Origin of the sequence: Edaphosphingomonas fennica (genome assembly GCF_003034225.1) — a bacterium.
Classification (GTDB): domain Bacteria; phylum Pseudomonadota; class Alphaproteobacteria; order Sphingomonadales; family Sphingomonadaceae; genus Sphingomonas_E; species Sphingomonas_E fennica.
The window spans coordinates 1-13,520 of sequence record NZ_PHHF01000062.1 but is presented as its reverse complement, the minus strand read 5'-3'; the positions used below and the strand labels follow the sequence as shown (position 1 = coordinate 13,520).

Here is a 13,520-nt window from a genome sequence, read left to right as displayed (position 1 = left end):
ACGATCAGACCAGACAACCGATCCTACCGGCCATCATAGTCGCCGCTCAACCGGCCATCGTAGTTGTCGCCGCGCACTCGACCGAGGAAGCCGCCGCCATCCTCGATATTCCCCGTGCGACGGTGAAGACCCGCAATTTCCGGGCGCGGCGCCGCCTCCGTGCCTCGCTCGCGCCAGAATTGCGCTCGGCCCTTGTCGGCACCTTTCCGTTTGCCGGCCACGACTGTGCAGCGATGACCGAGCGCGTCATCGCGCAATGGTGCCCGCAGCCCAGCCCGCCGGGACCCGCTGCCGCATAAGATCCGCTCCCTGCAGTCGCCTAAAGCGCGCTCGGCTTCCGGCGCCTGATATTAGTGCGAGCGAGTCGCAATAAGCGGCTTGGCACGCCCCCGTGCAGGCGATAGACATCTTACGATGGGGCACAGTCTCACAAGTGACGCATGTGTGGCGAGTAAGCGGTTTTCTATTCCGGACACTGACGCTGAGACCAGGGGAAAAGAACCGGTCCAGAATGGACATGATTTTTGATCCATTATGGATGTTATTTCATATAGTAATCACTATCGAGGCGCACGAAGCCTTCTGAAATCCGAGGTCCGTACCAATACTTATTGAGCGAAGGGCGGAAGTATAACCTACGAAATCCACTTCCAGCGCCAATTATCTTAGCCCTTCAACGGACGACCGGATGCACGCCACAGTTCTCGTAATCCTATGCGAAGGTCACAAATCGCTCACCGTCTGCGGCGACGAGGCACAGGCTTGGAGCGAGCTCATCGCCTTCGTCGATAGCCAATGGACGGCGCGTTTCGGTCCGGCCCTGCCGCCGCACGACGAAGCCCAGCGCGTCCGCTCCTTCTTCCGCGCGGATGAGCATTATCTGCTCGCGTCAACGGATCTCAGCAAGATGGCCGAAAGGATGAACGAAGGAGCACCCGCCAAGGACTGGTTCGAGACGCTGCGCTTGCGTTGACGCCAAACAGACGACATCCTCAACGCGAGGGAGCGGGCGGCATCATCCATGTTCGAATGCCTCATTCTCGGCGACAGCATCGGCGTCGGCACCGCGCAAGCGATCAACGCACGCTATGCGCGCCAATGCGAAGTGCAGGCCGTCGAGCGCGCCACCGCCGAGCAGATCCTCGGCTGGCGTCGCCCGCCCAAAAGCTTTGGCGCCGCGATCTTCGCGATGGGGTCCAATGATGCCGCGGGGACTGCACTCGCCAGGAAGCTCCTCAGCATCCGTGCCAGCGTGCGAACGCGCCGCGTGATCTGGCTTCTGCCCTATGCCCGCCAGCAGGCCTATGTCGTCAGTTCGGTAGCCGCCACGTTCGGCGATGAAACCCTCGATCTGGCGCGGTTCCCGTCCCGGGATCGGATACACCCCGCAAGCTACGGCGACGTCGCGCGAACGTTGCTTCGATAGCAGTCGGCGACTGCGAGGTTTCCGGCTTCCCGGCCCACGCAATAACCAGTTCCGTAACAATATCTTTGCCGGATTCCGGGCCTGTGTTAGGTCGATGCCGCGCTGCGTAGTGGCGGCGCCGGGACTGGTAATCCCGCACGGTGCGATGGCCCCGCAAACCTCGGTTTGCCGGGGTGCCTGCGCGTATGTCCAGGCCCCCCGGGGCTAAAGGCGTAGGCGCATGTCACCGTGCATGTTACCAGCCCCGGCTCCCGCGCCAAGCGCGGGGGCATCGGGTTTCCGTTCAGAACCGGCCCTTCATGGAGGCCGCACTGGGCATGAAGACGGACCGCGAGACGCAACGCAGGCTGGTTGGGATCATCAAGCGCCTCGACGAGGCCCTGGAACTGCTCGATCAGATGGATCGCGGCGACGGCGACGGCGCCGCATTCATTCAACGGGCCGTCAACCGCGCCAAGCGCGAGCTCAGGTCCAATTTCGGGCGCTACGCGGCCCCGCTTCCCTCGCAACGGTCAAGAGCGCCCGGTGCGAGGAGTTCGAGACGGCCATCGCGCGGACCGCGAGTCCTGATCGACCGGGGCGATCTCGCCTGATCAGTTCAGAAGCGACGGCAGGCCCTTGGCCGCAAGACGCACCATGAACGCCGTCATGATCTCCTGACCCTTTGCGGTGAGCCGAACATAGGTCTGTCGTTGATCGCGCCGATCCTTCTCGCGCTCGAGCAAGCCTCGATCGACAAGCTTGCGCGCCCAGCGCCGCCCGGTGCTTGGCGGAACACCCGCCATGGACGCAACGCTGGTGAGCTGGACGCGATCGCCACGATCGAGCGCCGCATAGAGATCGAGAAGGATGTCCCAAGCGGGATCGGAGAACAGGTCGCCCCCGATGACCTCCTCCCTTAGCCGCCGGGCCATCACCGCCCAGGCGGCAAGCTGTGCTCCCGGAAGGGCGCGGCGCGACATATCGCCGACCGCCATCGGCGCGCTTGGCCACTCGCGTTCCGCAGGCGCCTCTGCGTCCGCCGCGGATCGCACATCGCCAAGTGGCCTGTCCTCCGGCGAACTCATTGGGACGACGCCGGCGCGTTGCCGGCCGCACTGCGCAGCGACCCTTGCGATACCGGGCGCTGGGCGGACCGGTCGAGCGGCCCCGGCCTGTCCCAATCGCCCTCCGGCCGGATCAACGTGTAGGGATCGCTCCCGATCGCGAGCCGGTCATCGCTCGCACCCAGGCTTGCCTCCAGTTCAACATATTCGACATCGGAAAAGGCGAAAGTCGGACGGTCCGCCACTGGCCTGAAGCCGAACATTCCCCAAAATCGCGTGAGGTCGCTACGCGAATGGCCGTAGGCACGCTCGTAACCCTTGCGCCGGCAATAGCCGATCGCCTCGCGGACGAGACGGAACGACAGCCTAGACGTTCGAAATTCATGCCGCACGGCCAGGCGCTCGATCTTGACGAAATCCGCGAAGTAGCGGACGCGCAGACAGCCGGCCGGTTCGCCATCGATCTCGCCGAGAAAGTGCGTCGCGCAAAAATCGTTGCCGTCGAACTCCTCATCGAACGGACAGTCCTGCTCCGCCATGTATGTGGCGGCCCGGATCGAGAAACATTTCAGCAGGTCTTCCATCGTCCGCGCTAGCCGCACCGTCATGGTCGCGGCCGCGCGAATGGGCCGATCGCTTTCGAACGCGGGAAAGCCCGACCGCGGTGAGAGCGCCAGCAGGTCTTCCGGCGCGGACGGATAAACATGGCGGGCGGTCACGAAGCCCATGGCGGGAAACAGCCGCGCCGTGTGGCCGGTAACGCCGCGCGTGAAGAGCGGGCACCCTTCCGGAGCGAGCCTTCCCAACAGGGGAGCCAAGGCGCGCAGCGCCGGTGTGAGGGCGCCCGGCGCGAAGATCAGCCAGATGTAGATGGCGCACGGCGGCTCGTCCGCGCGGCAGACCATCGCAAGGTCTGGCTCGGCGCCCCGGAACCGTCCGTTCACCAGTGCCTCGGCCCCGCTCCGATTGAGGGGAAGATAGGCGAGGAAAGCCGGGCGCTCGGCCGACACCGCATCGCCTTCGACGAGATGGAAGATTTCCGGGTTGTGCGCGATGGCGGCTGCGGCCACCTCGTCCGGCACGAGCCCGCCCAGGTGCGTCCGCGCGACGCCAAGCGCCGCAAGCGCTTCCTCGGTCTTCGCCGGACGGGTCGTCGCCGGGCTGATGCCGGCGCGCGCGCAGAGTTTCAGCACGCGATCGGAGAAGGCCATCGTCTGATAACCGTCGATCGCCGCAGCCTGGATATTCGTCTGGTACATACATCCCCCTTCGCAACTGGAAGGGTTCTCGAATTAGAGCCGCGAGCCGCCTTTGAGGCGAGTCCATCCCGCACCGGGGCCGGTTCATTTTTGACACACCCCAAACCCGCCTCGTCGGAAATGGGAGCATGTGCAGCGCCGGTCGCGCGACGTCCGCTATTCGGAAAATCCCGACTTTCCGTGAGGCTCGCAGGCAATGTAAAATCATCCGGATCAGCCGAAATTATAGTTGCTTTCGGCAGACGGAATGGACTCTCTTGCAGCGCATTCTGCTGTGATCCGGTCTGGAGGGGGGGCGGTTTGCCTAAGTCCAAGAAAGCACCGAGCCGAATAAAGAGCCCGGTGATCGCGGCGAAAGTTGACGCGCGCCGATCATCAGCCCGCTCTACAAGCGGCGGCAAGTCGTTTCATGAAAAGCTGGGTAGTCTCGACTGGACAGAACTGGAATTATTCCTCGACGTGGTCGAAGCCGGGAGCCTGCGGTCCGGCGCCGTCAGGACCGGACATGCCGTCGGCACGATCCGAAGGCGGCTGCAGCGGATCGAAGACAAGCTCGGCGAGATCATCGCGCGGCGCGAACCGGCCGGATTGCAGCTTTCGCCGGTGGGCGAGAAGCTTCTGCGTATCGCGCGTGAAATGCGCCTCTCGCGCCAAAGCTCGCAATCCGGGGAGGAGCCGGCCGAGGCGCGGGAGCGCATTCGGATCGCCGTGACCGAAGGGCTTGGAACCTACTGGCTGATGCCGCGCCTGGTCGAATTCCAGCGCGCCAATCCAGGCTTGGATGTAGACCTGCACTGCGACATGCGGCGCAGCGACGTGGCCGGCGGCGAATCCGACATCGCGGTCCAGCTCGAGCCGCCCGCGGACGGAACCGCGATCGTCCGCACCATAGGCTGCCTGCATCTCATGCTGTTCGCCGCCGAGAGCTATCTGCAGTCCGCGGGCGTCCCGACGTCGGTCGATGAATGGCCGAACCATCGGCTCGTCTGGCAGGAAGCCGATCAGGTGGCGACCCATCTTCTGCCGTTCTTCATCGGGACTTCGGACGCGGCCGGCCTGATCGGTATCCGGACCAACAGCAGTTCCGCCCACTTCCGCGCGATCGCGACCGGCGGCGGTATCGGCATCCTGCCGACCTATGCACGGGCCATCAGTCGCCGCGTTCGTCCGCTCGACCTTCCGGTTCGCTTGCGCCGTGAGATTCTCTGCGTCGTCAATCCAGCCCGGACAAGCTCGCCGGGCGTCCAGCTGGCCCTCACCTGGCTCGGGAGCTGTTTCGCCGGCGACATCTATCCCTGGTTCCGAGACGAATTCGTACACCCGAAAGATTTCGAGAGAGAGATCTCCATGCGCAGCGTAATGGGCCTGTTCGAGGGGTTCATCGACGGCATGGACACCGAAGACGACGACTGAACGGCTTTGCCTACCCGGCCTCGGCGGCGCTGACCGCCGTATCCAGGTGAACGCCCTTGCAAAGCGCCACCAGTTCCTTCGCCGTTGCGGGCTCGCGCCGATCCATCGCCGCGCCGGCCGCATCCTTGAGGGCGCTCATCACGGCGCGTACCTGGTTGGCATTGATGGCGTCGGAGTGAAAGAGACCCCGAACAACCGCCCGGATGGCAAGCTCTGTGCCGCTGTCCATCTGCATTCTCCTTATGAAGCCTCAGCGCCTTGACCGGGTCGATAGCGCCGACCCGCGCTGCATTGCCGCTTTCCCGGCCCGCGCTGCCCTGGTCAGGGTTTAGCGCGTGCCAAGAGTCGGTTCCAGCCGAGCTTTGCTCCGCCCGAGCAAGCCTCAATGGAAATCATGACTGCGGATGCGCACGATCTGATCTTCCTCCGCCGCCGTGCCGAAGGGCGCGGAGGCGAGGGTCCGGCCGCGCGGCGTCCATGCGGGATCGCGGGGGTCGGGGCCGCCGCCGTTCTTCGCGCCATCGCCGCGACCAGGCTGAACCGCGAAATCCACTCGGCCGATGCTGCGCAACATGGCGTCGTGATCGATGATGCGATCGCAGATGATATGGATGATCTCGCCTTCCTTCTGCAGCCTGCCCCTCATGGCGATCATCGAAGCCGACATGACCTGCCGCCGGTAGATCTCGAACTTATTGGGCCAGAGGATGCCGTTCGCGATGCCGGTCTCGTCCTCGATCGTGACGAAGAGCACGCCCTTGGCGGAGCCCGGGCGCTGTCGGACCAGGATCACACCGGCCACCTCGACATTGCGCCCGTCGCGGATCGACGGGAGATCCGCGCAGCGCACAATCCGCATCGCATCCAGAGCGGGGCGCAGGAAGCTGATGGGGTGGCCCCGAAGCGAGAGCTGCGTGGTGCGATAATCCTCCACGACTTCCCGGCCGGCCGTCATCGGCTTTAAGGAAACCGCGGGCTCGAGGCCCTCCGGCGAGACGGCCGCCTCGCGCGCGTCGGCAGCGGCGAACAGGGGCAGCGGCGCTTCGCCCAGGCCCCTCACCTTCCACAGGCCCTGCCGCCGGTCCTCGGCGATCGAGAGGAAAGCATCGGCTTCCGCAAGACGCTCGATAGCCGCACGCGGTACGCCGGCGCGGCGCCAGACGTCCTCGATGCTTTCGAAGGGCGCCGGCCCCCGGGCCCCGACGATCGCCGCGCCATGCACGTTGGCAAGGCCGCGTACCTGCCGAAAGCCCAGCCGCACTGCGAGGAAGCTGCCATGCGCCGGCTCCAGCGTGCAGTCCCAATGGCTGTGGTTGATCGAGACCGGCCGCACCTCGACCCCATGCTTGCGCGCGTCGGCGACGATCTGTGCCGGCGCGTAGAATCCCATGGGCTGCGCGTTGAGGAGCGCGGCGCAGAACACGTCGGGATGATGGTGTTTCATCCAGCAGCTCGCATAGGCGATCTTGGCGAAGCTCGCGGCATGGCTCTCCGGAAAGCCGTAGGAGCCGAATCCCTCGATCTGTTTGAACGTGCGTTCGGCAAAATCCTTCGGATAGCCCCGGGCGACCATCCCACCCACCAGCTTGTCGTAGAAATGGCTGACCCCGCCCGTGAGCTTGAACGTCGCCATGGCGCGGCGCAGCTGGTCGGCCTCCGCTGGCGTGAATCCCGCGCCCACGATTGCCACCTTCATGGCCTGTTCCTGGAATAATGGCACGCCCAGCGTCTTCTCGAGCACCGCGCGAAGCTCGGGCCTGGGATATTCGGGCTTCTCCTTGCCTTCACGGCGGCGGAGATAGGGATGCACCATGTCGCCCTGGATCGGGCCCGGCCGGACGATTGCGACCTCGATTACCAGATCGTAGAATTTGGCCGGCTTGATGCGCGGCAGCATCGACATCTGCGCCCGGCTCTCGATCTGGAAGACGCCCAAAGTGTCGGCCTTCTGGATCATGGCATAGACGGCGGGATCGTCCTTCTGCAGATCCGCCATGCCGATGGCGATGCCCTTGTGATCGGCCAGAAGGTTGAACGCCCGGTTCATGCAACCGAGCATGCCGAGCCCCAGGACGTCCACCTTCATGAACTTCAGGGCGTCGATATCATCTTTATCCCATTCGATGATCTGGCGGTCTTCCATCCGCGCCGGCTCGATCGGCACGAGATCGTCGAGCCGATCCTGCGTCAGCACGAAGCCGCCGGGATGCTGCGACAGATGCCGCGGCGTGCCGATGAGCTGCTGCGCCAAGTCCAGCGTCAGGCGAAGCCTGTGGTCCTTCGCGTTGAGGTTCAGGCTTGCTATCTGCTCATCGCTGATGCCGTCGACCGACCAGCCCCAGACCAGGCCCGTCAGCATCTTGGTGAGATCGCGTGGCAGCCCCAGGGCCTTTCCGACCTCGGCCACCGCACCGCGTGTGCGATAGCGTGTGACGACCGCGGTCAGAGCGGAGCGATGACGTCCATAGGTCTCGTAGATCCACTGGATGATTTCTTCGCGGCGTTCATGCTCGAAATCGACATCAATATCGGGCGGTTCCTTGCGCTCGCCGGAAACGAACCGCTCGAACAGAAGCTCGTGCTGCACAGGGTCGATCGAGGTGATGCCGAGCAGGAAACAGACGCAGCTGTTGGCGGCCGAGCCCCGCCCCTGACAGAGAATGCCCCGCCGGCGGCTCTCCGCGACGATCGAATTTACCGTCAGAAAATAGGGGCGTAACCAAGTTTATCGATCAGTGCGAGCTCATGATCGATCTGGCTTCGGTAAGCGTGCGGCACGCCACCGGGAAACATCCGCGCGGCGGCCTCTTCCGTCAGGCGCGCAAGCGCCTGCTGCGCGGTGCAGCCCGCCATCACCTCCTCATAGGGGTATTGATACTGTATCTCGCCAAGGTCGAACCGGCATTGATCGGCGATGTCCGCGCTGGCCTGGATAGCACCCGGGAAGGCAGCGAAGCGGCGTTCCATTTCTTCGGGCGGCTTCAGATTGCGATCCATGAACCGTTCCCGCCGGAAGCCGAGCGCGTCGATCGTGGCCTTCTCGCGGATCGCGGTCAGCACGTCCTGCAGCGGCCGGCGTTCGGCGGCATGATACAGGACATCTCCGGTCGCGACGCAGCGCACGCCGGCCGCCCGCGCTTGCCGATCGAGCACGTACAGGCGGCCACCGTCGCCCGGCCGGCGGCGAAACGACAATGCCAGATAGCCGCGCGCGCCGAAGGCCTGCCGCAACTCGGCGAGGTCGGCCGCGCCAACATGCTCGCCGGGCAGCAGAATGGCGATCAGGCCCTCGCCGTGCTCGACGACATCCGACCAGTCGAGAATACAGCGACCCTTTCCGCCTCGCCCCTTGCCGATCGAGAGCAATCGCGTCAGCCGGCCCCAGGCTTGCCGATCCACTGGATAGAGCAGCAGCGCGCGCCCGTCCCTGAGGTCGGCCCGGGTGCCAGCGATCATGCGCACGCCCGTCGTCTTCTGGCCGTCCCAGCCCCGAACGACACCCGCAACGCTCCCCCAATCCGCAAGTCCAAGAGCACGATGCCCCTGGAGCGCGGCCGCGGCGAACAGCTCTTCCGGCGCGCTTGCCCCGCGCAGAAAGGAGAAGTGGCTCGTCACCTGAAGCTCGACATAGGTCGCCATCAGCCGAAAAGCCCGTGCAGGTACCAGCTGAGATCCCCCGTCGGCACATCCACGCCGTCGCCGCGGCGGAACAGCCAAAAGCGCTCGCCGCCTTCGGCTTCGACCTGGAAATAGTCTCGGACCGCCCACATCTCGCGGGCGGTCCGCCACCATTCTCCATGAATGCGTTCGGGACCGTCGCCGGCGACAACCTCATAGGCCTTGCCACGCCAGACGAAGCGGCGCGGTGGATGGTCGGGAAGCAGCGCCACCACATGCGAGAGCATTTCGGGCCGTGCCAACAGTCGCGCCGGACGCGTCCAACGCGACCAGCCGGTCGGAATCTCGAGAGCGCCCATTCGGCGCACCGCACGCTCCGGCACGTCGCTTTCGCGCGGCGCCATGCGAAACAAGGCATCCCCGCCGACGCGTCCGGCCAGTTGGTCGACCAGGGGCGCAAGGTCCGGCGTCCGCTCGCCGTCGATCAGCCCACATGGCATCGCTGCCGGCTGCAACGCCTCGACGCGCGGCGCGGCGAGCGTCATCGCCTCTATCCCCAAGCCGGGCGCGATCCGCTCGACGCGCAGGGCGAACATGCGCTTGAGGTGCTTCGCGTCTCGCGTCGCGCGCGCGGTGCCGAGACCGATCCGCTGTTCGAGGCCATCGACGCACAGGCAGGTCAGCACCGCCGCGCGCAGGCCAAATCCGCGTGTCTCGAGAACGGTCGCCATATCGTCGACGAGGTCGCCGATGACCTGAATTATAGCCTCTGCGGTGCCGATTGGCTCGAGCAGCCGACGCTCGACCCGAGGCATCTCGAAGGGCGCGACGGGAACAAGGGGTTCTGCGACCAGACCCCGCGCCTGATCCAGCCTGGTCACGGCGGAAAGGCCGAGCCTTTTCGCCAGCGGCCCGCGCGGCATGGGATAGAGATCCACGATCCGCTCGAGACCGAACCTTGAAGCCGCGCTCAACGCGTCCGGTGTGAGACGGAGCGCGGCAAGCGGAAGTTGGGCAATGGCCGCGGTCTCCGACCCAGCAGGCACGATCGTGGTCGCCGCGCCGCTGAAGCGCGCCAACGCATGCGCCGCGCCCGGCGAGCCGGCGATCGCGATCGTCGCCGTATAGCCGAAGCGCCGCAAAAAGCGCAGCAGCCGGCGGCAGAAGCGCTCCTCGCCGCCGAACAGGTGCGTGGTGCCGGTCAGGTCGAGCCAAAGGCCATCCGGGCCCGAGACACTGGCCGTCGGCGTCCAGCGCCCGACTGCATGCAGTGCCAGCCGGTCGAGCACGTCGCGATCGCGCTCGGGCTCGGCGTCGCGCACGTCGAGATCGGCGACCAGGGCCCGGGCATGGGCGGCGGCCATTCCAGGCACCAGTCCCAGTTCCAACGCCTGTGAACAGGCGGCGGTCACGACCTCCTTCTGGCCCACCCGTTCGATCAGAATGAGCGGACGGGTCCACTGAGGCAGTGCGCGGGAAGAGTTTACCGCAGGACCCCGTTTCCGTTCATCCGGGGGTATCGCGCGAAATGGATGATGCGCGCCTTCGCTCCGGCGTCCGGCTTCATGCTTGGCCGGGCGCCGTTGTGCGGGAAGAGCACTCGGCTCCTCCAGGGTTCGCCCCGAGGACCGCGCGGGATCCTGCGCCCAGCGCGCGCCGGGACGCCAGCCACCACCGCGCGGAACCGAACAGGCACCGGGATTGTCGTCGACCACGCCGCGGAATGGCGATTCGGCGAACGGAACACCGCGGTCAGGCGGCTCGATGGACGGCTCCAGCCTGCCCACGCGCTCGCTCCGGCGTATCCGCTCGATCGCGAGATGAGGCAGGTAGAGCGAGGCGACCCTGGTCATCACACGCTTCAACTTCGAGAGAAAAGGGATGGCCGATTCGCTGCCGGACCAGCTCGACAGACCAACGAGCGCGGCCCACTCCCGGATAGGGCAATCTCGCCGAAGGTGCGCAGCCGATACGCCACCGGGTCATCGCCGAGGATGGCTGATCGAAGGGACACCGGTCACGCGCCCGATGGCGCCGGTAGAGAAGCATCGGCGTTCCGCCGTCGGTAGCGGCAAGCTGAAGCCGCCGCGTCGCCGTCTGATCGGCCGCCTTTACCTCGGCCAACACGCAGGCCAGCGCGCCGTCTCGCAAGCCGTCCTCGGCAAGCGCCAGAACCTCGCTATCCTTGCGGCCCTGCGCATAAAGGACCTTGTCGGGTCCGAGCCCCACTTGTTCGAGGCCAGGTGCATAGAGGTCGAATTTCGACAGCGCCCATAGCACCGTGGAACCGGGCGCCCCGGCGAAGCGCGCGGCAATTCCGGCAGCGAAGAGCGTTGTGGCTGCGTCGTCGCTCAGCGCCGCGCTTGCTGCCGCGAACTCATGAAGCCCGCAGCTATCCAGGCCATGACCGGCGAGAGGCTCATCAAGCGACGTCACGCCGAATGCCAGCACAGGCCCACGCAGGCGTTCGGCCTGCGTGAGCTGCGCGCGAAGCGCAGCAAGCTGATCGGCACAAGGCCGCTGGTCGGGCGAAGCTAGGGCGGACATCAATCACTATCGACTCGTTCGTTCTCTTTATGTTCCCTTGAGACGTCGGATTCGTCAAGGACGATCGATTTTCCCCGCTCGCATCCGGCGCCGCCACATATCTAAACCGCGGTTTTTCGGGCATGGTACGCGCCATGCGAGCCTTCGTTCTCAAGAAATATGGCGGACCGGACGCGGCCGAAATCCGCGATATGCCCCGTCCTGTGCCCCAGGCGCATGAAGTGCTCGTGCGCGTTCGGGCCGCGAGCCTCAACCCCGTCGACTACAAGATCCGCGAGGGCATGTTGAAGGTCGTCCAGAGGTACAAGCTGCCGGCCGTCATGGGCAACGATTTCGCCGGTGTCGTCGAGGCGCTGGGCGACGGCGTGACGCGCTTCGCGGTCGGCGACCGCGTCTTCGCCCGCGTGGCCAAGGATGCTCTAGGCGCCTTCGCCGACTATGCGGTCATTCCGGACGACCTCCTGGCTCCCATGCCCGCATCGCTCGATTTCGAGTCAGCGGCCAGCGTTCCCCTCGCGGGGCTGACCGCGCTGCAGGCTCTACGCGACGAACTTCACCTGAAGCCTGGCAGCCGCGTCTTCATTCCCGGCGGCGCGGGCGGGGTCGGGACGTTCGCCATCCAGATCGCCAAGTGGCTCGGCGCAGAAGTCATCACCACGGCCTCGCCGCGCGGCAAGGCGCTGGTCGAACGCCTCGGCGCCGACGTGGTGATCGACTATACGGCGCAGGCTTTCGAAGATCATGTTCGCGGCATGGATGGCGTCTTCGACCTGCTCGGCGGGGAAACGCTCAAGAAAGCCTTCGGCGTCGTGAAGCCCGGCGGCAAAGTCGTGTCCATCGCGGGTTTGCCGGAGCCCGTGACCGCGCGCAAAGACCTCGGACGGGGCGCGCTACTCGCCACGCTGTTCTGGTTCGCGAGCTATGGCTCGCGTGCGGAGGCCCGAAAACGCGGCGTCACCTATCGCTATCTCTTCATGCATCCCAGTGGCGCCGAACTCGCCGAGCTCGGACAGCTCATCGATGCCGGAAATCTCGAACCCGTCATCGACCGCGTTTTTCCCTTTTCCGAGATCAAACAGGCGTTCGCCTACCTCGAAGGCGGCCACGCCAAGGGCAAGGTCGTGGTGCGTATGGATGAGAATTCCGCCTAAGCCGCTTGTCGATAAGCCGGCGCTAACTTATATGTGCAATATGCCGGACAAGGTTCGGCATATTGTGAGGCGCAAGATGACGGCAATGACGCGTATCCAGGAATTGCTTGGAGGGGAGGCGATAACAGGGCCTCTCCACAACGAGAGGGACATCGTCCGTCTTGTCCGCCGCGGCGTGCCCACCCAGGCCGTCGATCATTTTCTCGAAGCCGCCCGGCTGTCGTTCAACCTGCTCGATCCCAAAGTCATCAACCTTCGCACCTTCAAGCGGCGCAAGCAGAACGCGCAGCCCCTGGAGCAGGATGAATCCGACAGACTCTTGCGGGTTGTGGGGATCGTTGCGGCTGCCGAGGAAGTCTTTGGCAACCGCGACAAGGCGCAGGCCTGGCTGAACCGCGAGAATCGCGCGCTCGATGGCGAAACGCCTCTGGCGATGGCCGACACCGATCGCGGCGCGCGCGCCGTGGAAGCCCTCCTCGGACGGATCGAGCACGGCATCGCAGCGTGATTGCCTATCGGCTCTGCAAGGCCGCCCATGTTGCGCTCGACGGTGAAGGCGCACGCCTTTGGGGCGGACGCTGGAACTCGGCCGGGCGGCCGATGGTCTATACCGCCGCGACGCCCAGCCTCGCGGTGCTGGAGGTGCTGGTGCATCTCGACCTCCCGGCCGAGCTGCTCCCGGACGACCTCCGGCTGCTGACGATCGAAATTCCCGACGACGCGCCGCTGCGCATCCTTGATGGCGATCCGGCCGACGATGACGCCTGCATCACCCAAGGTGATGCCTTTCTCGACGCGGGAGATGCACTGGCGCTGCGCGTGCGCAGCGTCGTGGTTCCGCAGGAGTGGAACATGCTGCTCAACGTCCACCATGCCGACATGGTCCGCGTGGCGGTGATTGCCAACGAGCCGTTCCGGCTAGACCCGAGGCTACTCGGCTGACCCTAGCAGGGCCAGCGTCGCAACATCCCGCTGCCCATGTGTCAACGGCGGAGCAAAAACCGGCCATTGGGCGGCGCAAAACCAGGCCACTGGCGCTGCTGCGAGCGGGGAACGTCGG

13 protein-coding genes and 1 pseudogene are annotated in these 13,520 nt (G+C 65.5%); 8 read left to right on the top strand and 6 right to left on the bottom strand.

Annotated elements, in window-relative coordinates; translation table 11 throughout:
- The 4 genes from CV103_RS14670 to CV103_RS14655 form a co-directional block, all read left to right on the top strand.
- A partial coding sequence (locus CV103_RS14670; RefSeq protein WP_281258497.1) for a sigma factor-like helix-turn-helix DNA-binding protein occupies positions 1 to 299 on the top strand: 299 nt, incomplete at its 5' end.
- Positions 300 to 688: 389 nt separating this feature from the next.
- Entirely contained in the window at positions 689 to 973 is a 285-nt protein-coding gene (locus CV103_RS14665) for a hypothetical protein (protein WP_107395366.1), read from the top strand.
- A 48-nt stretch (positions 974 to 1,021) separates the two neighbouring features.
- A complete protein-coding gene (locus CV103_RS14660) occupies positions 1,022 to 1,426 on the top strand; it encodes a hypothetical protein (RefSeq protein ID WP_107395365.1) in 405 nt (134 codons plus the stop codon).
- 317 nt (positions 1,427 to 1,743) lie between these two features.
- Positions 1,744 to 2,019, top strand: coding sequence for a hypothetical protein (locus tag CV103_RS14655; RefSeq protein ID WP_146163438.1), 276 nt, complete (start codon positions 1,744 to 1,746; stop codon positions 2,017 to 2,019).
- Here CV103_RS14655 and CV103_RS14650 read toward each other — a convergent pair whose 3' ends face one another.
- On the bottom strand, positions 2,020 to 2,403 hold the full coding sequence (locus CV103_RS14650; protein ID WP_170112643.1) for a winged helix DNA-binding protein: 384 nt from the start codon (positions 2,401 to 2,403) through the stop codon (positions 2,020 to 2,022).
- Between the two features lie 86 nt (positions 2,404 to 2,489).
- Positions 2,490 to 3,731 carry a GNAT family N-acetyltransferase gene (locus CV103_RS14645; RefSeq protein ID WP_107395362.1) on the bottom strand — a complete coding sequence of 414 codons (1,242 nt, stop codon included), beginning with the start codon at positions 3,729 to 3,731 and terminating at the stop codon, positions 2,490 to 2,492.
- A 342-nt stretch (positions 3,732 to 4,073) separates the two neighbouring features.
- Between CV103_RS14645 and CV103_RS14640 the strand changes: the two genes are divergently transcribed.
- The gene (locus tag CV103_RS14640; protein ID WP_245896858.1) at positions 4,074 to 5,144 is read left to right on the top strand and encodes a LysR family transcriptional regulator; all 1,071 of its coding nucleotides are present in this window, start codon (positions 4,074 to 4,076) and stop codon (positions 5,142 to 5,144) included.
- Positions 5,145 to 5,154: 10 nt separating this feature from the next.
- Here CV103_RS14640 and CV103_RS14635 read toward each other — a convergent pair whose 3' ends face one another.
- The 4 genes and pseudogenes from CV103_RS14635 to CV103_RS14620 all read right to left on the bottom strand — a co-directional run bounded on the left by CV103_RS14635 (position 5,155) and on the right by CV103_RS14620 (position 11,309).
- Complete coding sequence (locus CV103_RS14635) at positions 5,155 to 5,373, bottom strand: hypothetical protein (protein WP_146163437.1); 219 nt, start codon at positions 5,371 to 5,373, stop codon at positions 5,155 to 5,157.
- A 153-nt stretch (positions 5,374 to 5,526) separates the two neighbouring features.
- Positions 5,527 to 8,783: pseudogene (locus tag CV103_RS14630) on the bottom strand (error-prone DNA polymerase).
- Positions 8,783 to 10,615, bottom strand: coding sequence for a DUF6504 family protein (locus CV103_RS14625; RefSeq protein ID WP_107395359.1), 1,833 nt, complete (start codon positions 10,613 to 10,615; stop codon positions 8,783 to 8,785). Before CV103_RS14625 ends, CV103_RS14630 begins: the two are co-directional and overlap by 1 nt.
- On the bottom strand, positions 10,515 to 11,309 hold the full coding sequence (locus CV103_RS14620) for an ImuA family protein (RefSeq protein ID WP_107395358.1): 795 nt from the start codon (positions 11,307 to 11,309) through the stop codon (positions 10,515 to 10,517). Before CV103_RS14620 ends, CV103_RS14625 begins: the two co-directional genes overlap by 101 nt.
- Positions 11,310 to 11,443: 134 nt before the next feature.
- On the opposite strand from CV103_RS14620, the gene CV103_RS14615 reads away from it, so the two are divergent.
- From CV103_RS14615 to CV103_RS14605, 3 genes are all read left to right on the top strand, one after another.
- Positions 11,444 to 12,460: an NADP-dependent oxidoreductase gene (locus CV103_RS14615; protein ID WP_107395357.1), complete on the top strand. Its 1,017-nt coding sequence runs from the start codon at positions 11,444 to 11,446 to the stop codon at positions 12,458 to 12,460.
- Positions 12,461 to 12,545: 85 nt separating this feature from the next.
- Complete coding sequence (parS, locus tag CV103_RS14610; protein WP_245896856.1) at positions 12,546 to 12,968, top strand: type II RES/Xre toxin-antitoxin system antitoxin; 423 nt, start codon at positions 12,546 to 12,548, stop codon at positions 12,966 to 12,968.
- Positions 12,965 to 13,402 carry an RES family NAD+ phosphorylase gene (locus CV103_RS14605; RefSeq protein ID WP_107395355.1) on the top strand — a complete coding sequence of 146 codons (438 nt, stop codon included), beginning with the start codon at positions 12,965 to 12,967 and terminating at the stop codon, positions 13,400 to 13,402. The genes parS and CV103_RS14605 overlap by 4 nt, the downstream gene beginning before the upstream one ends.
- Positions 13,403 to 13,520 lie beyond the last annotated feature (118 nt).

Bases quoted from the DNA above. Each gene is read 5' to 3' on its own strand.
- parS (WP_245896856.1), top strand. From the start codon at position 12,546: ATGACGCGTATCCAGGAATTGCTTGGAGGGGAGGCGATAACAGGGCCT.
- CV103_RS14635 (WP_146163437.1), bottom strand. From the start codon at position 5,373: ATGGACAGCGGCACAGAGCTTGCCATCCGGGCGGTTGTTCGGGGTCTC.
- CV103_RS14655 (WP_146163438.1), top strand. From the start codon at position 1,744: ATGAAGACGGACCGCGAGACGCAACGCAGGCTGGTTGGGATCATCAAG.
- CV103_RS14645 (WP_107395362.1), bottom strand. From the start codon at position 3,731: ATGTACCAGACGAATATCCAGGCTGCGGCGATCGACGGTTATCAGACG.
- CV103_RS14625 (WP_107395359.1), bottom strand. From the start codon at position 10,615: ATGACCAGGGTCGCCTCGCTCTACCTGCCTCATCTCGCGATCGAGCGG.
- CV103_RS14620 (WP_107395358.1), bottom strand. From the start codon at position 11,309: ATGTCCGCCCTAGCTTCGCCCGACCAGCGGCCTTGTGCCGATCAGCTT.
- CV103_RS14650 (WP_170112643.1), bottom strand. From the start codon at position 2,403: ATGGCGGTCGGCGATATGTCGCGCCGCGCCCTTCCGGGAGCACAGCTT.
- CV103_RS14615 (WP_107395357.1), top strand. From the start codon at position 11,444: ATGCGAGCCTTCGTTCTCAAGAAATATGGCGGACCGGACGCGGCCGAA.
- CV103_RS14660 (WP_107395365.1), top strand. From the start codon at position 1,022: ATGTTCGAATGCCTCATTCTCGGCGACAGCATCGGCGTCGGCACCGCG.
- CV103_RS14665 (WP_107395366.1), top strand. From the start codon at position 689: ATGCACGCCACAGTTCTCGTAATCCTATGCGAAGGTCACAAATCGCTC.